The following is a 25,349-nucleotide window of genomic DNA, read 5'->3' on the forward strand; positions in this document are numbered from 1 at the left end:
GTGCAAGCGGGTCCGCGTCCGCCGAGTCCGAAGCGGGGGACCGGGCCCCCCCTGGACGGACACGTGCCCGTGCTCTTTCGAACATGTCCTGGAGGACATGTACCGAAGATCACGCTGTGATCGCCGCGTTCACCGTGGCGGTCGAATGAGACAGTGGCACACACGAAACACCGCGGACAGCGCGTTGGGGGCTCTGATACCGTTGTTCCGACGCGGCGACATATGCGCCGCGCGTCGACATCAGCAGCCTCGAGGAGTTTTCGAAATGACGATCCCTAGCACCCGACGAGCCTTCTTGCGTGGCGGCGCGGCCGCCGTCCCCGTCCTCGCCTTCAGCCCGTCGGCCCATGCCTGGCTGGCCTGCACCGACGCAGCCGCCGACGCGATCGCGATCCCTGGCCTCGACGGCGAGCTCTTGACCGCCCCAGCCGACCGCGCCGCCGCGGCCGACGACTGGGGTCACATCGTCAGCGACATGCCGCTCGCGGTCCTCGTGCCCGCCTCGGTCGACGACGTTCGCAAGGCCGTCAAGTTCTGCCGGAAGCACTGCATCAAGGTCGGGCCGATGAGCATGGTCGGCAACAGCCACAGCACGCAGGGTCAGTCGCAGGCCAAGTGTGGCCTCGTGATCGACATGTCGGGGCTCTCGGAGATCCACGCCGTCAACGCCACCGACGCGGTGGTCGACGCCGGTGTGCGGTGGTTCGAGCTGCTGCAGCAGACCCTGCCGCTCGGCAAGAGCCCGCCCGTGCTCACCGACCACATCGACCTCAGCGTCGGCGGCACGCTCTCGGTCGGCGGCATCGGCGGTCAGACCCCGCAGCACGGCCTACAGGCCGACAACGCGCTCGAGCTGTGGGTCGTCACCGGCGACGGTGACCTCGAGGTGTGCTCGCCGACCAGCAACGCCACCCTCTTCAACAGCGTGCGCGGCGGCCTCGGGCAGTTCGGCATCATCGTCAAGGCGCGCGTCAAGCTGATCGCCGTCAAGCCGCTGGCGCGCCGCTACTCCGCCGTCTACGCCGACGTCGCCACCCTGCTGGCCGACCAGGTCGCGCTGATGAACGAGGGTCGGTTCGACTACGTGGAGGGCCTCGCCTTCCCGCAGCCCGACGACAGCTACGTGCTCACGATCGAGGCCGTCAAGTACTTCGACGCCGGCTCGCCGCCGAATGACGCCGCCATGATCGCCGGCCTCCATTTCATCCCCGGCACCGACACGGCCGAGACCCTGCCGCTTTACGACTTCTACAACCGCCTGGAGCCGATCGTCGAGTTCACCAAGTTCACCTGCGAGTGGTACCTGCCCCACCCGCTCACCGACTTCTTCCTGCCGCTCTCGGAGGCCGCCGACTTCATCGAGTCGACCCTCGCCCAGACCCCGGCCGTCGACGTCGGCTACGGCCCCGTGCTCATCTACCCGTTCCCCAGGGCCAAGGTGACCGCGCCGTTCATCCCGCTGCCCAACGAGAAGGTGACCGTGCTGTTCTCGCTGCTGCGCTGGGCGTCCTCGGCGGACCCTGCGGTGGCGGCGGACCTGGTGGAGAAGAACCGCACGGTCTACGAGGGTGTGCGTGAAGTCGGCGGAAAGCGCTACTCGATCGGCAGCGTCGAGCTGTCGTTCGCCGACTGGATCCTCCACTTCGGCGCCCGTTGGCCGCAGTTCTTGGCACGCAAGTTGATCTTCGATCCCAAAAACACCCTGACGCCCGGCCAGGGCATCTTCCCTTGGTGATGGCGAACTCGGCGCCGCGCGCGGCCTCGCTCGCGGCGCGATTCAACGTGCACCCAACACCCTGCCGGTCCGCTATCCTGACCGCGCGCATGAGCGAGTCGTTCATCCCCCGTGACGCCCGCGGCGTCATCGACACCCGTACCGAACGGCTGTGGCTTCACCCCGATGGTTACGTGATCGGCGAAGTGCGACCCGGCCTCATCGCCGACCTCGATGACGCGATCATCAACGTCGAGGCCGTGGCCAAGCTGGCCGTCGGCATTCCGCGGCCGCTGCTGCTCGACATGCGCGCCCACGCGAGCTCGGCGACCCGCGAATGTCGCGAGTACTACGCCGGCGCCGAGGCCCAGCGGGTCAACCTCGCGGTGGCGATGCTGGTGCGCTCGAACGTCAGCCGCGTGATCGGCAACTTCTTCCTCGGCCTCAACAAGACCCGCTTCCCGTTCCGCATGTTCGCCGACGTCGACGAGGCGACCGCCTGGCTGCGCAGCTTCATCGCCAAGGGCCCTGCCGAGCGGTCGTAGGGACGATCCCATGGCCCAGCGAGAGATCGTCACCCGCACCGAACGGATCTGGATCGAGGACGGCATCGTGCGCTGCGTGGTGCTGGCCACGGCCACCCACACGCTTGAAGACGCCGAGGTGAACGCGCGCACCGTCGTCGAGCTGGCCGAGGGTCGCAAGCTGCCGATGCTGCTCGACACCCGGGACTCGCGCGGCCTCGACCGCGACGCGCGCCTCTTTTACGTCCGCCCCGAGGCCGCCGAGCAGGTCTCGGCGCTGGCGATGCTGATCGACTCGCAGATCGGCCGCATGTTCGGCAACTTCTACACCAACGTCCACAGGCCGCCGTTCCCGCTGCGCCTGTTCAACACCGAGAGCGACGCGGTCGCCTGGCTCAAAGCGCAGGTCGTGTGAACGATCCGTCAGGCCATCGGCCCGGGCGGGACCCCGCCGCGGAGCCACCGGACGCCCGCATCGCCGCGCTGCTGCGGGCCGCCGCCGCGCTGGCGCCCGACGCCGCCGCGTTCGCCAGCGACCCGCGGGCCGCCGCCGAGACCGCCCTGGCCGTCGCCGCCGCCGAGCTCGCGGCCCTGCGCGCCTATCGCGAGCGGACCGAGCGGCAGATGGAGGAGCTCTTCAACACCATCACCGCCTACGCGGCGCTCGAGTACGACCGCCGCGCCGTGGTCCTCGACGACAACGACGAGCTCATCAACGCGATGGCGATCGGCCTCAACATGATGGGCGAGGAGCTGTCGCACACGATGAAGGCGCTGGTGCGCGCGCGCGACGAGGCGCTGGCCGCCAGCCGGGCCAAGAGCGCCTTCCTCGCCAACATCAGCCACGAGCTGCGCACGCCGCTGAACGCGATCATCGGCTACGCCGAGATCATCCGCGAGGACCTGGTCGAGACCGGCCAGGACGCGCTGACCCTCGACGTCGACCGCCTGCAGGTCGCCTCGCGCCACCTGCTCAACCTCATCCAGGACGTCCTCGACCTCGCGCGCATCGAGGCCGGCCGCGTCGACGTGCGGCTCGAGACGACCGACCTGCGCACGCTGCTGCAGGAGCTGCAGACCACCCTGGCGCCCTCGGTCAAGGACGCCGGCAACGTGCTGCACGCGCGCGTGCAGGTCAGCCGCCCGCAGATCCTCACCGACCCGCTGCGGCTGCAGCAGATCCTGCTCAACATCCTCGGCAACGCCAACAAGTTCACCGTCGGCGGCGACATCACCCTCTCGGCCGGCGACCACGTCGAGCACGGCCGCGATTTCGTCGACATCACCGTCGCCGACACCGGCATCGGCATCCCCGCCGACAAGCTCGAGACCATCTTCGACGCCTTCACCCAGGTCGACGAGACCTCGACCCGCCGCTTCGGCGGCACCGGCCTCGGATTGGCCATCAGCCGCCGCCTGTGCGACCTGCTCGGCGGCTCGATCGTCGTCACCAGCGAGCTGCGCCGCGGCTCGACCTTCCGCGTGCGCCTGCCGGTCGACGGCCCCGAGCGGCACCGCTGACCTGCTCGCCGGGACATGTCCTCGCAGACATGTCCCGAGGCACAGCTCAGAACGAGCCGATCATCTTGAAGTAGACGATCGACGAGCCGGTCGCCCGCTGGCCGAAGTAGGTCTTGTCGCCGCCGAGCAGGGCGAAGCTGCCGAGCTCGAAGTTGACGTAGCCCCACGGCGGCGCGAACAGCAGCGCCGGCGCGATCACCCCCGAGGGCCCCTTGGTCTTCGGGTTGTTGCCCGGCAGGTCGACCATGCCGAACGCGCGGAACACCAGCTTGCGGCCGAAGAAGATCAGGTCGGTGCCGCCGAGGATGTAGTTGCCGATGTGGCCGGCGCCGAACTCGTTGATCATGCCGCGCAGGTACTGCGCCTGCACGTACACGTGCTTGCCGAAGGTGTAGTCGAACCCGGCGGTGGCCTTGATGAACGGCTGCTTCTTGATCGCCGGGCCGGAGATGAACGCCTCCGGGTTGGCCATGTTGTCGTTCGGCGTGACGTCGACGCCACCGCCGGGCAACGGCGGCAGGTCGATCGTGAACTGCCTGGCCTCGGGGATGATGAGGGCCGCCTCGCCCCACAGGCCCATGTTGCCGAGGAACGGCACCTGGGTGGCGAAATCGAGGCCGATGACCTGCATCTTGGGATAGATGAGGCGCACGTCCGAGCGGAAGTGATAGCCGTCCGGCGGGTCGGTCGGATCGTTGAGCGCGTGGACCTGCGTCGTCTTGGCCTCGACCGGCAGCGGGATGTCGTGGCGGCCGTAGTAGTACGACGCGCTGATGTCGACCTCGCCGAGCCGCGAGCCCATCTTGAACGCGAACTGCCCGTTGGAGAACTTGTTCTCGGGCATCTCGACGTGGCCGAACACCCGCGGCACCAGCTTGGGGTTCTTCGGCAGGTAGTCATCCTGCAGGTACGTGATCTTCGCCAGCTCGCGGTCGTTGGCGAACGGCGTCTCGGCGTACGGGTCCCTCAAGCCGGCGGCCGCCGACGGGGGCAGCAGCGCCGGGAAGAACAGCGGGATGTAGACGCCCTGGAAGTAGAGCTTGTCGCGGTCGCGCAGCGGCGAGTAGTCGATCACCGCCATCTGGTTGGCGATCGGCTCGGTGAACAGCGGCCGATCCTCGAGGTCGTCGGCGTTGATGTTGTTGGTCGGGTTGAACTTGTCGGCGGTGCCCCACACGACGATCTGGCGCCCGATCTTGATGTCGAGGCCGGGGGCGATGTCGGTGAGGGCGACGTAGGCCGCGCGGCTCTCGAGGTGGAACCGCTGGATGTAGACCTGCGAGGCCAGGTCGTCGAGCTCGCGCGACTGGTTGGTGCCCATCAGCACCGGGTCGACCTCGCCGACCACCTGCACGTGCTTGTTCGGCGTGTACGCGAAGTAGAACTCGAAGCGGTTCTCGTTACGGCTGATCTTGCGCGTCTCGACGCGGTCGACGTCGTAGTGGAGGCTGCTGATGATGCGGAAGCGCGTGTGCAGCTTGCCGCCCGTCTTCTGCAGGATCTGCTCGCTCGGGCTCTGCAGCTTCTGCTTGCCCACCGGCGCGTCGGCCTGCTTGCTCGCCGGCTCCGCCGTGGTCGAGACCGTCGTCGTCGGCCCGGTCGAAGCGCCCGCGGGCTGGCTGCTGCCGCCGCCGAACACGTCGTCCATCTCGAGGTCGCGCGCCGTGGTCGTGCCCGCCGGCTCGCTGCCCCGCGCCGGCGCCTCGGACGAACCAGTGTCGGCGCCAGCGCCGAACACGTCGTCCATCGACAGCGCGCCGCTATCGCCCGGCTTCGCGGCCGGCTTCGTTGCCTCGGGCGGCTTCGCTGCCTCGGCTGGCTTCGCTGCCTCGGGCGGCGGTTTGGCCGCGCCGGTGCCGAACACGTCGTCGACCGAGACGTCGGTGTTCGGCTTCGCCGTCTTGGCCGCGCCCGGCTTGTCCGGGACGCCCTCGGGGCCTTGATAGTCGCGAGCAGCAGGCGCATGGGTCACGGCCCAGAGCGCCCACTGCAGACAGGAGATCGTTACGCCGACGGGGGGTAGCACCGAAGGTCACGCGAAGATCACCCGCGCATCAGCGTGCGGCGGGAGAACAGATCGTCGGAGACAGGGGTCTTCACGTCGATCTCGGACAGGTTGATGACGGTCTCGTCGCCCGTCTTGAGGTTCTTCATGCGGATCTTGGTCGGGATCTGGGTCCCCTCGAACGGGGTCCACGCCTCGCGCACCTGGGTGCGGACGTGCTTGCCGGAGGGGTCGAAGTAGTGGATGCGAGAGACGCCGCCGACCTTCGAGTCGATGAAGATCTCGAGCTTGCTGAACGAGCTCGTCTGGCCGGTCTTCGGCTTGAGCACCAGCTTGGTCTCGTCGCCGGTCTTGCCGATCAGCTCGGCGTCGAACGACGGCGACAGCTTGGCGAGCACCATGTCCTCGGGCGTGAACTCGCTGCCGAGGAAGCCCTGGTTCTGCATGTGGGCCGCCACGCGGCGGACCTTCTGGAACTCGGGGCTGTACATGTAGATGGTGTCGCGGTCCTCCATGAGGATCTTCATGCCGGCGACATCACCAGGGGCGGTGAAGTGGATGAACTGCTTCTCCAGCCCCTTCATCGACATCTTGAAGACCATCGTCTGGCGGAGGTTGCCGCTCTTGAAGATCTCCATCGACGCCGTATAGGTCTGATCGGGGAACTTGGCGGCCCGCTCGTCGGCGACCTTGAGGATCGCAGCACCCTTGCTGAACGCGTCCTCGGCGGCGCTGACTGCTTGCGGGGCGACCATCACGGTCGCGGGCAACACGAGGGCCGAGGCGAGGAGGAAGGTGACTGACTTCATGGCTTCGAGCTCCGGATTGTATCAGGGGGACAGGTGACGCGCGCCGCCACGCCGGGCGACCGCACGCGGCGCGTTGGACGACCGGACTCGCCGGCTATTCTGCCCGGGCCGCGCCATGACACCCAGTTGTGGGCGATAAAGACGGAGCGCGCCGCCCGAGAGCACGACCTCTCGCATGAGGCCGGTGATCCGGATCACACAAGTCACTCCGCGGCCTCCGCGACAGTGCTGCGCACCTATTTGCGCACCCCCGGTCGCGCCAGCCAGGGCGCGAACCAGCAGGCGCCGAGGGCCGCGCCGACCAGCGCGATGGCGAGGCCGAGGCCGAGGTCCCGCAGCGGCGCCATCTCGGACGCGAGCAGCACGAGGAACGCCGCCGCGAGCTGCAACGCCGAGATGAGCGTGACCACGCCGATGTCACTGACGGCCCGCGCGCCCGCGTCGGCGGTCGTATAGGTGCGCGCGCGGAAGTTGAGGTGGATCGCAAAGTCGACGCCGGCGCCGACGGCGATGCAAGAGATCATGCTGGTGCCGACGCTGATCGGCATGCCGAGCAGGCCGAAGATGCCCATCGTCACGCACAGACACCACACCGCCGGCACCAGCGCGAGCATCTGGCGCGCCAGCAGCAGCGTCAGCGCCAGGCCCACCAGCGACACGGCGGTCGAGGTGAACAGGCTGCGCGTGACGCTCTCCGCGAACGCGGCGCCGATCACAGGCTGGCCCGTGAGACGTGTCTTGAAGGACAGGTTGCGACCCTCGCCGTCGGCGACGCGCCACTCGTCGTCGTCGAGCTCCGACAGCGCGCCCTTCACCGAGCTGCAGCTCGGACCGGCCGCGTCGGCCGGCGCCTGCAGCGGCAGCTCGAGCGCGCCGCAGCGGGCCTCGACCTGGAAGCGCACCAGCGCGTCGTCGGCCCACGGCCCGAGGTGCTTGGCGACGAAGCCGATGCCCTCCGGATCCTTGGCGGCGAGCGTCGGCAGCTTGCTGCGCAGCAGGGCCTCGAGCTCGGCGCCACGCGGCGCGACCAGGCTGGCCGGATCGATCGCGTCGATCTCCTCGCGCGGCACGCCCTCGACCGGGCTGTCCTCGGAGTCGAGCGCGCGGTCGCGGACCTCGGTCAGCGCGGCGAGCAGCGCCGGCGACGGCGCGCTCGACGGTGAGGCCTGAATCAACTTGTCGGCGTCGACGGGCCGGCCGAGCAGCCGCGACAGCCGCTGCCCGACCTCCTGCACCTGAACCGCGCGCACCTTGGGATCGGTGGTCGGCCCGACGACGAAGCGACCGGCGGCGTGGCGATCGAGCAGCGCCCGCACCGCGTCGGCGACTTCCACCTGCGCGTCGCCCGACATCGGCGCCAGCTTGATGTGGATCAGCGCGCCGGCGGTGTCGTCGGTGACGATCTGCGCGACCGCGGGGTGGCCCTGCAGCAGCGCGAACACCCGCGACGCGCGACCCGGCGTCTCGGGCACGCCGCGGCGGCCGCCGAGCGCCTCGTTGAGCAGCGCGTGCGGCTCGACGATCGAGCGCACGTCGACCACGCCCTCGATCGCCCGCACCTGCTCGGCGAGGTCGCGGATCTCTCGCAGCGCCGTCGGCTCGGCCAGCGCCTTGCGATCGCTGTCGCCGAGCTGCTCGGCCTCGACCGCGACCTGCAGGTACGTGGACCCGCCGAAGTGGTCGTTGAAGAACCGGTTCGAGCGCATCGGCTCGCTGTCCTCCGAGAACACCTCGGTCGGATCGGAGTCGGCCCGCAGCGTCGACGCCACCCCGGCGCCGATCACCGCCAGCGCGAGCATCAGCCACAGGTTCGGGCGCAGGCGCAGCGGCATCGGCCGCTCGGCCCGCGGCGGGAGCAACCTGTCCGGAAGGACAGACAGGATCGCCGGCAGCACCAGCAGCGCCAGCGCCAGCAGCACCAGCACGCCGACGCCCGCGGTCACGCCGAACCGCTGCATCGGCAGCTGCGGCATCATCGTCAGGGAGAAGAACGACACCGCGGTGGTCAGGCCGCTGAGCAGCACCGGCAGCCACAGCTCGCGCAGGGTCGCGCTGGCGCGCTCGCGGCTGGTGCCGTGCTGACGCTGGTAGCCGGCCAGCATGTGCACGCCGAAGGCGCCGCCGAGCGCGACCATCAGCACCGGCATCGAGCTGCTGACGATCGTCAGCGCCTCGCCGAGCACCCCGTGAGCGCCGAGCACCAGGCCGACGCCCAGGCCGGTGAGGATCAGGTTGATGCCTGCCGCGACCACGCTGCCGAGCAGCACCGCCGAGACCAGCACGAGCACGCCGATCACGATCGGCGACAGCTTGTCGAGGTCGGCCCGGCTGGCGGTGGCCGCCACGTCCTCGATGAAGGGCGCGCCGCCGAGGTGGGTCTCGCCCTGCCAGCCGGTCGCTAGCGCGCCGCGGATCTCCCGGATCGTCGCCGAACGGGCGTCGGCGGCCGCGGCCCGGTCGTCGTGGTGCATCAGGAACACCATCAACGCCGCGGCCCGACCGTCGCGCGAGATCATGCTGCCGACGGCGTCGGTCGAGCCGAGCACCTTCTCGCGGATGAGCGCCGGGTCGCGCAGCGCCTCGGGCACCAGCTCCGCGATCTCGAGCCCGTCGTCGGTGACGCGCGGGTCGGGCAGATCGGCGAACGACAGCACCATGCGCACGCCGTCCTTGCGCTCGATCTCGCGGCCGAGCTCGCGGACCTCGTCGACGCGCTCGGGGGACAGCAGGTCGCCGTCGGGCTTCGTCAGGCCGACGAGGCCGACCTCGAGCACGCCGAAGCGCTTGGCGACCTCGCGGAACACGACCACGTCGGGGTGGTCGGGCGGCAGGAACGCGAGCACGTCGTTGTCCTCGCGGATGGCCGCGAGGCCCGGCAGGATGATCGCCGCCACGGCGACGGCGAGCGCGAGGATGGCCCAGCGGGCGCGGACGAACGGGTGGTCGCGCATCGTCGGCTCACTCCCAGACGGGGGTCAGCCAGCCGCGGCGCGCCTCGACGCGCCCGCGGACCACTTCGTTGAAGTGCGCGGTGAGGCGGGCGGTGATGGGGCCGATGTCGCCGTTGCCGATCGTGCGCTTGTCGACCGAGCGGACCGCCTGGATCTGGGCCCCGGTGCCGCACAGGAACAGCTCGTCGGACACGTAGAGCTCGGTGCGGCCGATGACCCGCTCGACGACCGTGAGCCCGAGGTCCTCGGTCGCCAGGGTGATCAGCGAGCGGCGGGTGATGCCGTCGAGGTTGTCCTCGGTGCTCGGCGGCGTGTAGAGCACGCCGTCGCGGATGATGAACACGTGCTCGGCGCTGCCCTCCGAGACCTTGCCGTACTCGGTCAGGAAGATCGCCTCGTCGTAGCCGTTGTCGTGGGCCTCGCGGCGCGCCAGGGCGCTGTTGAGGTAGAGGCCGGTCGCCTTGGTCCGCGCCGGGATGGCGTTGTCGGTGGCGCGCCGCCACGACGACACGCACACGTCGATCGCGTCCTTCTCCATGTAGCGCTGGAGCGGCAGGCAGTAGATCACCAGCATGCTGTCCTCCTCGCGCATCACCGGCGCCAGCTTGGTCGAGGCGTTCAGCACCAGCGGCCGCACGTAGACGTCGTGGTGCACCTCGTTGCGTCGGAGCAGCTCGCCGATCAGGCCGCAGGTCGAGGCGTGGTCGCCCGGCAGGCGCATGTGCAGCACCCGCGCCGAGTGCGTCAGGCGGGTGATGTGGTCACCGACGCGGAACAGGTTGATCTGCTGCCCGTCGGCGGCGAGGTAGCCGCGGATCCCCCCGAAACAGCCGAGACCATAATTCAGCGCGCGCGTACGCACGCTGACGACCGCCTCGGCGTCGTCGACGAACTTGCCATCGAGGTAGGTGATCATGCGGCGCGGAGGATGCCAGAGGAGGCTGGCGGCTCGCCACTGCGCAGCCGCCTGCTCGCCACCGGGGCTCCGCGGGTGCAGGCGCGAGCCAGCTCACGGATCCGCGATGCCCGCAGCGCAATGACATGTCTCTTGGGACATGCGAGCCGCGCGGGCCGCCGCGGCGCGACCGCAAGTCCGACCTCGAAGCCGGGATTCTCGCGCGCTCAGAACCGGCCTGCGAGCGCCCACCCGGCCAGCCCGGGCGCGGCCCACGGCGCGGTCGCGAACGCGCGCGCGCGCCGACGCCGGTCGGCCGCGTCGTGCGCGAGCGTGATCGCGGAGAACAGCACCAGGCCGGCGCCGATGCCGGTGAGCAGCGCGGCGGCGATCCGCGAGCCGTCGCGGTCGTCGAGGCGCGTCGGGCTCGGGCGCGGCGCGTCGAGCAGCCGCCCGCGCTCGCCCAGCGCGGTCCCCAGCCAGCCGCCGCAGCCGGCCAGCAGCGCCCCGCCGAGCCCGAGCTCCAGCACCGCGGCGCGTCGCCGGGCTCGCGCCGCGATCGGCAGCAGCGAGACGAGCGCGCCGATGCTCGCGCCCCCGAGCACCGCGCCGGCCGTGTTCAGCGCGCCGGCGTCCGCGAGGTCGCGACGCAGCCGGGCCGCCGGGTACGCCGCCTCGAGCGCCGCCGCGGCCGCCGGATCGATCTCCGCGCCGGTGTCCGGCTCGACCCCGGCTGCCTCGTACGCCGCCGCGTCGCGCCGTGACGCCCGCTTCTCGCGGCCGTTCGCGGCCACCAGCAGGCCGAGGCCGGCGACGTAGGTCGCCACGAACCCGCCGAACACCCCGAACATCAGCTTGCGATCGCGCTGCAGCCGCGGATCGTCGACCGGCCCGCGTCGGGTCAGCTCGACGTCGACCGGTGGCTGACCTGGCTGAACGGTCAGGTAGAGATCGGCCCCGTGGCGGCGCCCCCGGACTTGCAGCTGCCACACCCCGGACCGCAGCGTCACCGTCGTCGTCGGGCCCGTCAGCGGCCGCGCCTGCGCCGACGACGAGTCGTGATCGATCGGTCGCAGCCGCAGCTCCGCGCCGCGGGCCGCCCGCTCGGGCCAAAACCGCAGGTCGAGCACGACCTTCGGGCGGTACACCGGCAGCGGCGGCGCGGCGACCTCGGGCGGCGGGACCGGCTCGGTCGCGCCGGCGCGCAGCGGCACACCGGTGACGGTCAGGGCCAAAGCGATGCCGGCCGACCAGCCCCTGGCGACGACCCCGGCGCGCGCTCGCGTGGACACCATCGCCGCGATGGTGCCAGGTTTCCCGCGCGGCGGCAGCCACCGTCGCGCGCGTCCCCGCTCGGGCTCACGACCCCGGGCCGCGCCCGATCGGGGCGCGGTCCCGGGACCTGGCCCCGCTCGCACCGTCGCATGTCCCGAAGGCCATGCCCTAAGAGACATGCCCGTTAGAACATGCCCTCTTGAACATGCCCCGATGGCCAGCCTCAGATCGCCGGGAACCCGAGCGCCTGCTCGACCCCCGCGAGGGCCACGTGGTAGGCCGCGAGCGCGCGGAAGTAGGCCAGGTAGACCAGCACGCGCCCCTCCTGGGCGCGCACCGCCACCAGGAACGGCGACTGGTTGGCCAGGAACGCCTGGCGCGCGTCCTCGTACACCGCGTCGGCGGCCGGCAGCAGCTCGCCCTCGTAGAGCCGCAGCTGCGACTGCTGGAACGACGCCAGCGCGACCGCGTCGGCCAGCTGGCGGGCGATCTCGTGGGCCAGCGCCGCCCCCTCGCTATCGATCTGCTCGCGCGTCGCCCGGACCTCCGCCATCGGCCCTTGCTGGCGGTTGAACAGCGGCACCTCGAGCGACAGCATGAAGAACGCGCCCCACATCGGCTTGCCCTGCGGGACCATGTCCGGGCCGGCCGACACCACCATGTCCGGGGCCCGGTTGGCGCGGGCCAGCCGCTCCTCCTTGTTCACCACCTCGCGCGTGCTCTTGAGCCGGGCCAGCTCCGGCCGCCGGCGCAGCGCCTCGACGATCAGGTGGTCGTACGCGGCCAGGAATTCGTTGCGCCAGTCGTCGTTGTCGAGCTCGAGCCAGCTCGGCGGGCGGTCGCGCGCCGGTGATATCAGCACCAGCTCGACGCTCGGCGCATTGCCGAGCAGGCTGTTGAGGCGGATGTCGGCCTGGAGGTGCTCGAACTTGGCCTGCTCGAGCGCCAGGCGGGCGTGCAGGCGGGTCGTGCTCGCCTCGAGCACGTCCGCGCGGGGGATGTCGCCGGGCAGCGCCTCGGCCTGGCCGAGCAGCTCGTCGACGCTGCGGATCAGGGCGATGAACTGGGCCTCGCGCTCCTGGGCGAAGAACGCCTCCATGAACGTGCGCCGGGCCTCGGCCCGCAGCTCCGCCGCGAGGATCCGCAGGTCCGCGTCGTGCACGCCTACCTGCGCCCCGGCGACCTCGACCCGCCGGCGCCGCTTGCCGAGCTCGAACGTCTGCGTGAAGCCGAGTCGATAGGTGTACTCGGCGGTGCCGTTGTCCGAGAGCAGGTACGGGTTCGGCATCGAAGTGCGCGCCGTCAGCACGCGCGCGTCGAGGACCCCGCGCTTGGCCTTGAGCGCCGCCATGCGCGGGTGCTTGCTCTCGACCGCGCGAACCACTCGATCGACCGTCCACCGCTGCGTCGGCCCGGGCCGCAGCGGCGCCGGGGCCAGCTCGCGCGGCTCCGGCTTGTCGAGCGTCGGCGCGGGGTGCGGCGGCGGCGTTCCGTCGCTCACCGGCGGCCCGGCCGCGGCGTGATTCGTACCTGTCCCAAAGTACAGCATGGCGAAGCACGCCGTGGCGCGGAGCGAGGCGAAGAGCGACATGGACTTCCTCGTTGTACACTGGGATCTCCCCCACGGCCGGCCCATGCATGGTTCTTCATGGGCAAAATCGCGCATTGCCGCTCTCGCGGGGTGCGGTCGCGGGCTGCCATCATTCACGGGGACCCGAGCAATCATGGCAGTCGATCCCTCGGCAGTCTCCACATTCGTCCTCCGGCCCCCATCGAATCGCAGGACTCGGGCGGCAGCGGCGCGCGGCGGGCCGGGCCGGCGAATGGCGACCGCCCCGGCGGGGCTGTGCGCTGGATCGCCGATCTGGGCGACCGGCGCCTGGACCCTCGCCGCCGGTCCGCCCTCGCGCGACCCCTGGTGCGCGGCCAGGTCCACGCGCCGGGCCTCGGCGGTGGACGCCGGGCCCGGCGCTATCGACAGAGGGTATGCACACCAACGCCTCGTCGCACTCCATCACCCGCCGCGAAGAGGTTTGGGTCGCGGCCGGCCTCAGCGGCTCGGGGGCCGCGGCCTCGGGCCTGGGCGTGCGGCCCCGCCTGCCGCTGCGCGAGCGCCTGTTCGCGCCGGTCGACATCGCCTCGCTGGTGGTATTCCGGGTCGTCTTCGGCCTGCTGATGATCGTCGACGTGTGGCGCTATTACGGCAAGATCGACGCGACCTACATCCAGCCCGGGTTTCACTTCACCTATTATGGATTCGACTGGGTGCGGCCGTGGCCGGGCGACGGCATGTACGTGCATTTCCTCGTGCTCGCCCTCGCGGCCGCCGGCGTCATGGTCGGCTGCTGTTACCGCGCCGCCGCCACCGTGTTCTTCCTCGGCTTCAGCTATTGGTTCTTGCTCGAGCAGGCGCGCTACCTCAACCACTTCTATTTGATCGCCCTGCTCGCCTTCGTCATGATCGTCCTCCCGGCCCACCGCGCCTTCGCGGTCGACGCCTGGTTGCGCCCGCGGCTGCGCGCGGCGACGGTCCCGGCCTGGGCCCTGTGGCTGGTCCGGTTCCAGATCGCTGTTCCCTACCTGTTCGGCGGGATCGCCAAGCTCAACGGCGATTGGTTGCAGGGCGAGCCGATGCGCATGTGGCTGGCGGCCCGCGCCAGTCGTCCGATCGTCGGCCCGCTCTTCACTCAGGAGTGGGTCGTCTATTTCTTCAGCTGGGGCGGCCTCCTTTTCGACCTGGCCATCGTGCCGCTGCTGCTGTGGCGCCGGTCACGGCCGTTCGCGTTCGTGGCGGCGCTGCTGTTCAACCTCGTCAACGGCTACGTGTTCACGATCGGCATCTTCCCGTGGGTCATGGCCGCCGCGACGTTGATGTTCTGCGAGCCCGACTGGCCGCGGCGCTGCGGCCGGGTCCTGGCGCGCCTGTTCGGCCTCCGGCCGGCGGGCCTCAGCGCGCCGCGGCTGTTCGTCCGCCCGCGCGAGCGCGTCTCGCTGTCGCTGCGAACCGGACTGCGGCCCGGTCAGCGCTGGACCCTGGCCCTCCTCGGCACCTATTGCGGCTTTCAACTGCTGTTCCCGCTGCGTCACTGGCTGTACCCCGGTGACGTCGCCTGGACCGAGGAGGGCCACAAGTTCTCGTGGCGGATGAAGCTGCGCGACAAGGAGTCGCGGGTCCGCTTCCTCGCCACCGATCCGCACGAGGAGCGGACCTGGGAGGTCGACGCGCGGCAGTACCTCACCCCGTGGCAGCGCACCGAGATGTCCGGCCGGCCGGAGATGATCCTGCAGTTCGCCCATCACCTCGCCGCCGACCTGCGCGCGCAGGGCCACGAGGACCTCCAGATCCGCGCCGTCGCCAACGTCTCGCTCAACGGTCGCGCGCCGCAGTTGATGATCGATCCGGAGGTCGACCTCGTGAAGCAGCCGCGCTCGATCCTGCCGGCGCCGTGGATCTTGCCGATGGCCGAGCCGGCGCTGGCGCCCGAGCGGCGGCTCTGACCGGGGCCCGGCCCGCACCGGCACCGGGCCTCAGAGCACCTCGAACTGTTCCATGAACGAGGCGACCTGGATCGTCCAGGTCCCGCTCGCCAGGTTCGAGATCTCGGCGGAGATGTTGTACTTGCAGACGCAACTGTCCATCGGATTGCCGCCGATGTCGTAGATCACGAGCAGCGAATTGTTGGACAGCAGCTTGACGTTGGGCGAAAAGCTCAGGTTGCACGCCGCGTCGTGGCCGTACTCGGTGAAGCGGATGTGGCCCGCGCCGAGCACCTCGACCACCAGCGAGGCGGGGTCCTCCATGTCGGGGCAGGACGACATCGGCGGCCCGACGTCGATACCGCACTCCATCGCCGAGGTCTCGCAAGCGGGCGCCGGCTCGGTGCTCGTGCCGGTGTCCGTGGTGTCCTCGGCGGTCGTCGACGACGTCGAGGTCGGCTCCGCGGTCGTGCTCGCCGTCGTCGTCGTGGTCGACGTGTCGGTCGTCTCGGCGGTGCCGGCGGTCGGGGCGGTCTCGGTGGAATCGGAGTCCTGGCCGCACGCGGCGGACAGGGCGAGGACCAGGGCGATGCAGGTTCGGCGCATAAACACTCAGGAGCGGGCAGAGATCTTGTATTCGGTGGAGTTGCGTTCGCCGCGGCGCGCGACCTGGCCGGAAGCGACCAGGCGATGGAGGGCGATGCGGACCTGGTTGTCGGAGCCGCCGACGTGGGCGCGCAGCTGCGACGCGCCGATCCAGCCGGTCGTCTGCTGCAGCAGATTCATCACCGCCGCGTCGTAATGCGCGCGGCCCTCGAGCGTGCGCGCCGAGACGACCGGCGGTCGCCCGCGCTTGCTCGGCGGCGGCAGGCTGACGGCGTCGTCCTCCTCCTCTTCCGTGACGTCGTATTGCGCCCCGGGGATCCACGAGTAACGCGCGGGCTTGCCGTCGCTGCGGACCTTGCCGGCCTTGATCAGCTCGGTGACGGCGCGGTACATCGTGCTCGGGCTGCCGCCGAGCTTGGCCCGCAGTTCACCTGATGTCAGCCCGGTCCCTGCGGCCTGCAGCATCTCGACGATCGAGGCCACGTAGTCGCTGCTGGTGGCGCTCGGCGACCGCCCGGACCGCACTGGCGCAGACGCTTCCCGGGTCGCCCGTCCTCCACCGCGCTTGACCGGCCTCCCGCCTGGCTTGCTCGCGTCGCTCGGCGGCGCGGCGCTCTGGCTGAGCTCGGCGAGCTTGAGGTTGTCGAGGCCGCGTCCGAGAGGGCTCGTCAAGATCTCGCGCAGGTCGCCGAGGGTGAGCTCCGAAAACCTTTGCCGCAGCACTTGTGCCAAAAGGATGGCCTGGTGCTCCGCGACGCTGCGCTGCAGATCGGACCGGAGGCGGTGAAGGATGCTCATGCGCAAGATATGCCGCAAACCATGGGCGGCGTCACGACATAATTCGTCCGCGGCGCGTCCGAGCCCATTCGCGTCTCCGCGCCACGCGTCTCCACCACCATCTGCGTGCGAACAGCCCCAGCACGCTCTTTACGCCGCGTTTATAGAGCCGGAGCCCATTGGCGTCCGCACTCGCGGAAGCACAGAACACGCGCCCCTGACGATTCACCGCGCCCCGGCCTCTGCACTGAACCCGGTTCAATATCGGTACGATTACGGTAACTTGCGGGGCCCGCTTCGATGGCCGGGCGGGCCAATGCGCCGAGGCGTCTGCGCACCGCCTGCGCGCCCCGCGAACAGCGTTCTGCTTCAGCTTTCACGCCCGACAGCAGGAGCGCTGCGAATAAACAGCGATCGTCGAGCCACGTGCGCGTCGTCGCATCGCTAGCCACGTCCGCGGGCCGGAGGCGAGATCGCGGGAATGTGAGCACCGATTTGCCGATGTGAATGGGCGGTGTCACGGTCGGGCCCTCGACGGCGGTCACGGGTATCACCGGACGGCCCGCGGCGTGCGCATCCTACAATCCCCGAGGCCGTGCTCATTGAACGCTGCGGACCGTTGCGATGTGCCAGCGCCCAGTGCGAGACATCACCCGCGCGGGCGAGTATGACGAATCGGCGGTTTGTTCGGATCGGGTCGCCAGCCTGCATTCGCGTTCGGCCGCCCGACCGACCCCGACGCGCCGCGCTCTGTCCACGAGGACATGTCCTCCCCGTCAGCCGCCCGTTCTCGCGCGGCTCGCCGGCGATCTCGCGGCGGTCGCCGGGCCCTTCCCTGCCCGGCCGGCCCCGCGTTACCGTGGCCGCCCCGCATGCCCGTCCGCCGCGTCCGCACGCCGCTGCTCGCCCGCCTGCGCTTCCTGGCGTACGCCCTGCGCCTGCTGGCGCCGCGCCTGGCGATCCTGGCCGGGCTGACGATCGCCGGCGGCCTGACCCTGCTGGCGCGCGGGAGCGCGCAGGAGGTCGGGGGCCTCGATTTCGTCGCCGCCTGCTACCAGGTCTACACCCAGCTGTTCTTCGAGCACGTCAGCGCCCTGCCCGAGGACTGGGCCCTGCGCCTGATGTACTTCACGGTCCCGATCGCCGGCGCCTTCATCGTCGCCGAGGGCCTGCTCAAGGTCGGCCTGTCGCTGTTCGACTTCAACAACCACCAGACCGCGTGGATCCGCATCATGGCCCAGACCTACCGCGATCACATCATCCTGATCGGCCTCGGCCACGTCGGCTACCGCGTGCTCGAGGAGCTGCTGGCCCGCGGGCGCGAGGTCATCGTCGTCGAGGCGCGCGCCGAGGGCCACTTCGTCGAGGAGGCGCGGGCCCGCAACGTGCCGCTGGTGATCGGCGACGCCCGCCGCGAGAGCCTGCTGCGCGAGCTCGGCCTCGACCACGCGGCCTGCCTGGTCGCCTGCACCAACGACGACCTCGTCAACCTCGAGGTCGGCCTCGACGCCCGCCAGATCAACCCGAACATCCGCCTGGTGATGCGCTTCTTCGACCAGAACATGGCGCGCAAGCTCGGCAAGGCGTTCTCGGTCGACTCGATCTTCTCGACCTCGGCCCTCTCGGCCCCGCTGTTCGCCGCCGCCGCCCTCGACGAGAAGATCCACGGCGCCTACCGCCTCGGCGACACGCTGATGGCGACGCTCGAGATCGAGGTCCTCGCCGGCGGCCCGCTCGCCGGCAAGAACGCGACCGAGATCCGCAGCCTGCTCGACGCGCCGGTGGTCGGCCTGCGCCGCGGCAAGGACGCGCCGACCCACCGCTTCGACCGCACCGAGCCGCGCCGCCCGGGCGAGAGCGTGATCCTCCACGTGGCGGTCGACGAGATCGCCGGCGTCAAGCAGCGCGCGCGCGCCGGCGCCTGAGCCGCCCCGTCAGCGCGGCTGGAGGTACTCCCAGTGGTTGCCGTGGACGTGCAATAGATAGCCGACGCCCTGCAGCGCGGCGCCCGGCGGCGGGTCGAACTCGGTGTAATGATCGGGGCCGGGGTGGGTCGGCGCATAGACCCGAACCCGCAGGCGATAATACCAGCAGAACGCGTGGATCTCGGGGTCGCCGCCCCACCGGCCGATCTGCCCCGGGTGGGCGCAGGTCTGCGCCATCTCGGCCAGGTAGGGCGCGTCGATCGCATATTGCCCGCGCAGGGCCGCGTGCGTCGGCTGGCCCATCGCGTGCACCACCTGGTCGCGGACCGCCCGGTGGTCGAGGCCGCGGCCGAGCGTCAGCCGCAGGATCCCGGCGAGGGCGTGGAACAGACAATTGCCATCACCCGGGGTCGCGTGCACGAAGTACGGCCCGGCCAGGCGATCGCGCAATTGCTGGCGCGGCCTGTCCCAGGTCGACCGCTCCTTGTCGATGATCGCCTGCTTGTTGTCGGGATCGCGGGTATGGGTGTAGCGCCGATCCTTGCGCAGGACCATCGGGTCCTGGCCCTCCAGGCCGCGCTCGCCGGGCAATCGCACGCCGTTGACGACGGTCGAGCTGAGGGTGCGATCGAGCTCGCCGAGCGAATTGCGGTACACCAGCAAGCGTCCGCGCGACAGGGCGATCCGGCGGGCGATCTCGACGATACGGACCTCCTGATAATTGACGAGCCACGCGCACAGCCGCTGCAGGAACCAGTCGACCTCGGTCTCGAGCCCGCCGTCCTCGTCGCGCTCGACCTCCTCGTCGGGCGCCGGCTCGCTCTTCTTGCCCGGGTCCGGCTCGCCCTTCTTACCCTTCTTCGGCGCGTCTTTCTTGCCCTTGTCCTTCTTCGCCTTCTCGGCCTCGGCCTGCTTCGCGTCGGCCGCTTGCGCCTTGCGCAGCATCGCGTGCAGCTCGGCGAACTCCTCGCGATCGATGCCGTACTTGTAGAGGTGGGCGTCCGAGAAGCCCTCCTCCGGGGTCGCGCCGGCGAACGATGGGATCTTCGCCACGTGCTCGATCACCGTCCGGCCGCCCGGGATGTAGGCCGGGAAGGTCGCCTCGCGCTCGTCGGCGATGCTGTCCCCGACGATGATCCGCGCGTGGAGGTTCATCGACGGCACGTGGTTGGGCGCGTCCTCGAGGTAATCCTCGAGGGTGTGGAGGCTGGCGTAGACCTTGCCGACGTACGGCCGCTTGGCCCGGCCGAGCGCGCTCCAGCCCGGCTTGAGCCGCTCGTGGTAATGGCCGGAGTAGAACTTCATGCCATAGGCGTACTTCAGCGCGTGGCGCGGATTGTCGCCGGTCGAGACCAGCGGGCAATAGCCGTTGAGCAGGCCGTCGAAAAGGACCCAGTCGTCCGGCGGGACGAAGCCGTACTTGGCCTTGAGATGAGCCTGGATGAACTCGTCCTCGAGCTGGAGCAGGACCTCCTCGTTGCGCTCCCCCGTGCGCGCCAGATACTGCATCCATCCGGCATAGTCGGCGGAATAGCCGGAGTAATCGGCGTGGAGCTTGAGGTATTCCGCGTACTCGAACTTGGGCTTGCCGCGGGCGTAATTGTCGTATTGATAGAGGCCGAACTCGGCGCTGAGCGGCGTCTTCTGCCGGTCCGCCTTCTTGAAAGTCGGCTCGTCGGCGACGAACCCGTGCGCCTTCAGATAGGCGCCGTAGCCGATAAAGTCGGGGCCGAGCCCGGTGAGCGCGCGGACATGGGCGACGAAGACCTCCTGCGTGGCGGGCATGACCGTGCGCCGGGCCGCCTCGGGGCTCCGCCGCGCCTCCTCGCGCACCTTCGCGAGGCCGCTGGCCTGGTCCTCCTGCCACGCCTCGCGGTTGGCCAGGTAGCGGGCGACGGAGCTGTGGAAATAATCGTACTGATTTGTATAAATGTGCTGAATGGCGTCGGCGTGGCTGTCGAAGCGGACCCCGCCGACCCGTACCTCGCCGGTGTTTCGCTTGTCGAGCAGCACCTGCTTGAGCTCGAGGGCGATCCGCTCGAGCGCCTCGAGCTCCTTCGCCGAGCAATTGCCGCGGAAGTATTCGGTGGGCGAGACGCCGGCCTGGTGGAGCACCGACATGCTGTAGATCGCCCGCCCGACCTCGTTCTCGTGGCGGCTGATCTGCCGCGCCCGCGCGTCGAAGGTGCTGGTCTTGAACGTGATGCCGCGGTACTGCGCGAGGCAGAACTTGGTGGCGAGCCCGCGCAGCGCCTCGCGGTCGCCGGCCTTGAACGCGGCCTTGGCGACCTGGAAATCGGCCTCGGCCTGACGAGTCCACTCGTCCGGGCGATGGTGGATGCCGGCCATCGCGATCTGCTCGTGCTCCTTGGCGCGAGCCCCGTCGCGCACCCCGTGCACCCGCGCGATCAGCAGGTCCGGGTCCGGCTCGATCTCCGGGCCCTGGTAGCGAAAGGTGATCTTGCGCTGGTCCCGGAGCGCGCGCACGGTCTCGGCCTTCTTGTTGCGCGCGTCGAGCACGCCGCGCTGCTTGGCGCGCCGCGACAGCCACTTCTTCTTCTTGCTCCGCTCGGACGGCCGGTCGCTCTCGGGGAACCCGAACTGCTCGATGGTGAGCGCGCGCGGGTCGTCGAAGACCTCGAGCAGGTCCTCCTCGAACTCGTCGTCGGAGTCGTCGGATTCGTAGCCGCCGGTGTCGGGCGGCGGCTCGTCCTCGTCGTCCACCAACCATTCGATCCACTCGCGCGCGCCCGCGTCGTCGTCGTCGTCGCCCGGGTTGGCGTCCTCGCCGCGAGCCACGCGCGCGTAGACCTCGGGGTCATAGGCGACGAACATCGGGTGACAGGCGGCCAGCAGCTTGTGGGCCCGCTGGCACTCCACCGACTCCCACTGACCCTCCTGGATCAGCGCGTCGATCAGCGTGATCGAGGGCCACACCATGGCGCGAAACGCCTTCATCGCCCCGGCATAGACCGCGTACTCGGGCGTGCCGGCGTCTTGATCCTTCCACGAGTCGATCGCCAGCAGATACGCCCCGAGCTCTCCCAGCTCGCCCCGCGCGCGCAGCCACTCGATACGGTGCAGACAGGCCTTGGCTTCGATGCACACGATTCGGACCTCAGTAGCCGTGAGCGACCGTCAAGGCGCGCCGGGTGGCCGCGTCGAGCTCGCCGGTCGGTTCGAGCCCGTGATCGCGCTGGAACCCACGCACCGCGGCGCGCAGGGCCCGTCGGGCCTGCGGCGTCGCCTCGTCCTCGGGCGCGTCCGCGGGCAAGTAGTCGAGGTTGCGCAGCCGGGCCCGCGCGCCCTCGGGCGTGTCGACGGGCCGGAGGGCGCCGAGTCGCAGCTCGATGCGCCGCTCGTGCGCGCCCTCCGGATCGATGATCACCGTGGCCGAGCCAGCGTCGCACGGGATGAAGGCGGCGACCGCCCCCTCGGCGTCGACCTCGCCGCGGATCTGCGGCAGGCCCGGCATCTCGACGCGAAACGGCAGGCCGACGAAGCTGTGGCGAGCGCCGTCCTCGTCGAGGCGCACCCGCACGATCGAGGGCACGGCGCGGCGACGGAACACGGTGCAGGTGTCGGTCGGCGCCGAGGCCTCCTTGTCGCGGCGCGCGGGGATCTCCAGCACTTCGCCGGGCGCGAGCACCGACCCGTGGCTGCGCGCCGCCGCCAGCGCGGCGTTGGCCGGGTGCCGCCACAGCGTGTCCGGGAAGAACCCATACAGCGCCGCGATGCTCTGCAGGCACTCTCCGGCTCGAACGACATGAGACTTGGCCATGCGGCTCCGCGCGCGGACGGCCGCAGGACCCTGTCGGCCGCCCGTCGCTGGCGCGAGCCTACCCCGCCGCGTCGCGGCCCCGCATCCGCGTTCTCCCCGAGCGCGATCCCGAGAGCGCGCGCTGCTTCGCCCGGCCGACCTCGCGCGCTCGGCCTTGAACTGCGTCCCCTCCGCGCTGGGCGATGGGCCGCGTCGAGGCGAGGTCCGCCGGACCCGACCTCGCGCTCGACCTTAACTTCGTCCCCTTCGCGCTGAAGATGGGCCGAGTCGGCTCGCCGAGCCCAGCCTCGCGCGCTCGGCCTTTCGCGACTTCCCTTCGCGCTGGCGATGGACCGAGTCGAGGCGTCGGCTCGCCGAGCCCGACCTCGCGCGCTCGGCCTTTCGTTACTTCGACGATCGCTGGCGGCTCGGCCTCGCCCACGTGCGCGTCGGCGTGCGCCCGTGGTGGGTCGAGGCCGGTCGCCCTGCTTGGAGCCCACGTCGCCGACTTCGATAACGGCCACGAACGACGTGCGTGGCCGTCGCGCAGCGGCCCGGCGCATTACCGACGAGGCACGCGGCTGCTTCCTCGCGCCTCGTCGTTCGGCGCATACTCGCGGCGATGCTCCGCCGCGCCGTCCTCGGCCTCGCCTCGCTGCTCGCCTGCGACTCTGCCGGCGTCGCCCCTCCGGCCGCCCCGCAGCCGGGCGCCGCCGCGACTGCCCCGAAGGACATGCCGAAACAGCCAGGTCCTCAAGGACATGCTCCCGGGGACATGCCCCCCGAGACAGCCTCACCCGCCGCCGCCGCCGCGCCGGTCCCTCCGCTGCCCCCGCTGGCGCGCTACGACTGGCTGACCGAGGCCGGCGGCGAGCCGCCCGCGCGCGAGCAGCTGGCCGCCGCGATCGCTCCGCCGGCCGGCGCGCGGCGGGTCGCGCTGGCGGACGGCAGCTTCGGCGCCTGGCTGCGCGGCCTGCCGCTGCTGCCGCAGGGCGCCCCGGTGCTGCTCTACAGCGGCGCCACCAAGCCCAACCAGGCCGCGCACTTCCGGGTCGTCGACCTCGACGTCGGCGACCGCGATCTCCAGCAGTGCGCCGACGCCGTCATGCGCCTGCGCGTCGAGTACCAGTGGGCCGCCGACCAGCGGCGCGCGATCGCCTTCAAGCTGACCGACGGCACCGCCTGGACCTTCGCCGCCTACCTCGGCGGGACCCGCCTCAAGCTGGTCGGCAAGAAGGCCGAGCTCCAGCCCGGCAGCCCGCGCCCGGCCACCCGCGAGACCCTGCGCGGCTACCTGCGCACGCTCTTCACCTACGCCGGCACCGCCTCGATCGCCGCCGAGCTGCCGCGCCGCGAGCTCGCCGGGCTCACCGCCGGCGACGTGCTGGTCCAGGGCGGCTTCCCGGGGCACGCCGTCCTCGTGCTCGACCTCGCCGAGGACGATCAGGGCCGCCGCTACTTCCTGCTCGGCCAGAGCTACATGCCGGCCCAGCAGTTCCACGTGCTCAACAACCCGAGCGAGCCCGACCTCTCGCCGTGGTACCGCGCCGACGCGCTGACGACCGGCGCGATGACCCCCGAGTGGGGCCCGTTCACGGACCGCGACCTGCGCCGCTTCCGCGACGGCTGAGCGCGCCTGTCCTCACGGACATGCCGCAACGGACATGCCGCAACGGACATGCCGTCTGGGACATGCTCTCACGGACATGTCGCAAGCGACATGTCCTGCACCCGTCGCGCCTCAGCTCGGGTCTTCGAGCAGCTCGGCGCGGACCACCACCGGGCCGTTGCGGTCCTTCTTGACCGTCGCCGTGACCTGGACCGGGAAGCGCCCGGGCTTGCGGATCTCGATGCGGTGGATCCCCGGCGCCAGCAGCAGCGGCCCGGTCTCGGGCTCCTGCAGTACGCGGATCTGGCCGACGTAGTTGCCGTCGACGAACACCTCGGCGTCGAGGTCGGCGGGCGCCGCCTCGATCACCAGCGGCGCCGACTGCTCCGCCCCGCTGAGCTCGCCGCGCTTGCAGCCCCCGGAAAGCGCCAGCGCCAGCGCCAGCGCGCCGATCGGCGCCATCCACCCCGAGCTTCTCTTCTTATTGCAGCCGCGCGTGTACGACATCGGGCCCCTCCACCTCCAACGCCACGAGCGTCGCCCCGGGCACCTGCACCGCGGCGAGTCGCTCCTGGAGATCGGCCGCGCTGAGCGGGCCGTCGATCTTCAAGATCACCGAGCCGTCCCCGCCGACCCCGGCCACCTTGACCGCCTGGGCGCCGATCACCGACTCCGCGATCGCGCGCTCGACCCGCCGCACGCGTGCGGCCGGCCACGGGGTGGTGAGGCGCAGGCGCAGGCCGCTGGCGGTCTGCACGGACATGCTCGAAGAGACCTGATTCGTGGCGCTCTCGAGGGCCGCCGCCGCCGCCGCCGCCGCGTCGGGCGCGAAGCCGGTGGCGGTCGCCGAGGCGGCGCCGTCGCGACCCTCGCCGCGCAGGACCACGGCCGCCTCGGCCACGACCCCGCGGGGATACGCGACCGCGCCGAGCTCGCGACAGCGGAGCTCGAGCGTGCGGGCCGAGCCGGCGGAGATCGTGCCGCCACGGCCGTCGCGGAGCAGACCGGCCTTGATCCACCGCTGGGCGACGGCTTCGGCGGCGCCCTCGGCACAGCCCTCGCCGCGCACGGCCACCAGCGCCGGGGCCTCCTTCGTCACGGGCGCGGCCGGCAGGGCCAGCGCCTTGGACAGCCGCCCGGTGTCGATCTCGACCGACACCACGGCGGTCGCGGTCGCCCCGTCGTCGCCCTGCTGCAACACCCGATAGGCCCGCGTCCACACCGCGGCGGCGTCCATGATCTTCTTGCGCTGGACCGCGTCGGCCGGGCCGACCTGCTCGAGCGCCGCCTCGAGCGCCGCCCGCCGCGCCCGCTCGAGCGCCTGGCCGCGAGCCTTGAGGCTGTCGACCTTCTCGCTGATGGGCGCGTGTCCGGTGCCCGCGAAGGGGGCGGCCCAGGCCGGCAAACCGCCCAGGACGGCCGCCAAGACGATCGCGGCAGCGAGGCCCCGGCCGACACGGCCGCGACCGAAGGTCTCGCCTCGCGGATGTCTCGGCATGCC

At 71.0% G+C, this 25,349-nt stretch carries 19 protein-coding genes; 7 read left to right on the top strand and 12 right to left on the bottom strand.

Annotated features, from left to right (window positions below; all coding sequences use genetic code 11):
• Positions 1-265: 265 nt before the first annotated feature.
• From POL25_RS03015 to POL25_RS03030, 4 genes are all read left to right on the top strand, one after another.
• On the top strand, positions 266-1,735 hold the full coding sequence (locus POL25_RS03015; RefSeq protein WP_272084272.1) for an FAD-binding protein: 1,470 nt from the start codon (positions 266-268) through the stop codon (positions 1,733-1,735).
• Positions 1,736-1,824: 89 nt separating this feature from the next.
• Positions 1,825-2,259 (top strand): DUF7793 family protein, encoded by a 435-nt coding sequence (locus POL25_RS03020; RefSeq protein WP_272084273.1) that lies wholly within the window; start codon positions 1,825-1,827, stop codon positions 2,257-2,259.
• A 10-nt stretch (positions 2,260-2,269) separates the two neighbouring features.
• Positions 2,270-2,653 (top strand): DUF7793 family protein, encoded by a 384-nt coding sequence (locus POL25_RS03025; protein ID WP_272084274.1) that lies wholly within the window; start codon positions 2,270-2,272, stop codon positions 2,651-2,653.
• A complete protein-coding gene (locus tag POL25_RS03030; protein WP_272084275.1) occupies positions 2,650-3,759 on the top strand; it encodes a sensor histidine kinase in 1,110 nt (369 codons plus the stop codon). Before POL25_RS03025 ends, POL25_RS03030 begins: the two co-directional genes overlap by 4 nt.
• A 46-nt stretch (positions 3,760-3,805) precedes the next feature.
• On the opposite strand, the gene POL25_RS03035 is transcribed toward POL25_RS03030, so the two are convergent.
• The 6 genes from POL25_RS03035 to POL25_RS03060 form a co-directional block, all read right to left on the bottom strand.
• A complete protein-coding gene (locus POL25_RS03035; protein ID WP_272084276.1) occupies positions 3,806-5,731 on the bottom strand; it encodes a hypothetical protein in 1,926 nt (641 codons plus the stop codon).
• A 71-nt stretch (positions 5,732-5,802) separates the two neighbouring features.
• Entirely contained in the window at positions 5,803-6,573 is a 771-nt protein-coding gene (locus tag POL25_RS03040) for an outer membrane lipoprotein-sorting protein (protein WP_272084277.1), read from the bottom strand.
• 236 nt (positions 6,574-6,809) lie between these two features.
• The gene (locus POL25_RS03045) at positions 6,810-9,524 is read right to left on the bottom strand and encodes an MMPL family transporter (protein WP_272084278.1); all 2,715 of its coding nucleotides are present in this window, start codon (positions 9,522-9,524) and stop codon (positions 6,810-6,812) included.
• 7 nt (positions 9,525-9,531) lie between these two features.
• Complete coding sequence (locus tag POL25_RS03050; RefSeq protein WP_272084280.1) at positions 9,532-10,440, bottom strand: branched-chain amino acid transaminase; 909 nt, start codon at positions 10,438-10,440, stop codon at positions 9,532-9,534.
• A 206-nt stretch (positions 10,441-10,646) separates the two neighbouring features.
• Entirely contained in the window at positions 10,647-11,714 is a 1,068-nt protein-coding gene (locus POL25_RS03055) for a hypothetical protein (protein ID WP_272084281.1), read from the bottom strand.
• 203 nt (positions 11,715-11,917) lie between these two features.
• Positions 11,918-13,285 (bottom strand): TolC family protein, encoded by a 1,368-nt coding sequence (locus POL25_RS03060; protein ID WP_272084282.1) that lies wholly within the window; start codon positions 13,283-13,285, stop codon positions 11,918-11,920.
• A 395-nt stretch (positions 13,286-13,680) separates the two neighbouring features.
• Between POL25_RS03060 and POL25_RS03065 the strand changes: the two genes are divergently transcribed.
• Positions 13,681-15,192, top strand: coding sequence for an HTTM domain-containing protein (locus POL25_RS03065; protein WP_272084283.1), 1,512 nt, complete (start codon positions 13,681-13,683; stop codon positions 15,190-15,192).
• 30 nt (positions 15,193-15,222) lie between these two features.
• Here the strand turns inward: POL25_RS03065 and POL25_RS03070 are convergent, their stop codons facing one another.
• Both POL25_RS03070 and POL25_RS03075 read right to left on the bottom strand, forming a co-directional pair.
• A complete protein-coding gene (locus POL25_RS03070; protein WP_272084284.1) occupies positions 15,223-15,777 on the bottom strand; it encodes a hypothetical protein in 555 nt (184 codons plus the stop codon).
• A gap of 6 nt (positions 15,778-15,783) precedes the next feature.
• Positions 15,784-16,575: a hypothetical protein gene (locus POL25_RS03075; protein WP_272084286.1), complete on the bottom strand. Its 792-nt coding sequence runs from the start codon at positions 16,573-16,575 to the stop codon at positions 15,784-15,786.
• An 851-nt stretch (positions 16,576-17,426) separates the two neighbouring features.
• Between POL25_RS03075 and POL25_RS03080 the strand changes: the two genes are divergently transcribed.
• A complete protein-coding gene (locus POL25_RS03080; RefSeq protein ID WP_272084287.1) occupies positions 17,427-18,479 on the top strand; it encodes a potassium channel family protein in 1,053 nt (350 codons plus the stop codon).
• Between the two features lie 9 nt (positions 18,480-18,488).
• Here the strand turns inward: POL25_RS03080 and POL25_RS44115 are convergent, their stop codons facing one another.
• Positions 18,489-21,587 (bottom strand): OTU domain-containing protein, encoded by a 3,099-nt coding sequence (locus POL25_RS44115; protein ID WP_272084289.1) that lies wholly within the window; start codon positions 21,585-21,587, stop codon positions 18,489-18,491.
• 10 nt (positions 21,588-21,597) lie between these two features.
• The gene (locus POL25_RS03090) at positions 21,598-22,260 is read right to left on the bottom strand and encodes a peptidoglycan-binding protein (protein WP_272084291.1); all 663 of its coding nucleotides are present in this window, start codon (positions 22,258-22,260) and stop codon (positions 21,598-21,600) included.
• A 601-nt stretch (positions 22,261-22,861) separates the two neighbouring features.
• Between POL25_RS03090 and POL25_RS03095 the strand changes: the two genes are divergently transcribed.
• Positions 22,862-23,869, top strand: a complete 1,008-nt coding sequence (locus tag POL25_RS03095; RefSeq protein WP_272084292.1) for a DUF4846 domain-containing protein — start codon at positions 22,862-22,864, stop codon at positions 23,867-23,869.
• A gap of 111 nt (positions 23,870-23,980) precedes the next feature.
• Here the strand turns inward: POL25_RS03095 and POL25_RS03100 are convergent, their stop codons facing one another.
• Both POL25_RS03100 and POL25_RS03105 read right to left on the bottom strand, forming a co-directional pair.
• Positions 23,981-24,355, bottom strand: a complete 375-nt coding sequence (locus POL25_RS03100; RefSeq protein WP_272084293.1) for a peptidase associated/transthyretin-like domain-containing protein — start codon at positions 24,353-24,355, stop codon at positions 23,981-23,983.
• Positions 24,330-25,274: a hypothetical protein gene (locus POL25_RS03105; protein WP_272084294.1), complete on the bottom strand. Its 945-nt coding sequence runs from the start codon at positions 25,272-25,274 to the stop codon at positions 24,330-24,332. Before POL25_RS03105 ends, POL25_RS03100 begins: the two co-directional genes overlap by 26 nt.
• Positions 25,275-25,349: the final 75 nt, after the last annotated feature.

The sequence above is a fragment of the Nannocystis bainbridge genome (assembly GCF_028368995.1).
Lineage (GTDB): Bacteria > Myxococcota_A > Polyangia > Nannocystales > Nannocystaceae > Nannocystis > Nannocystis bainbridge.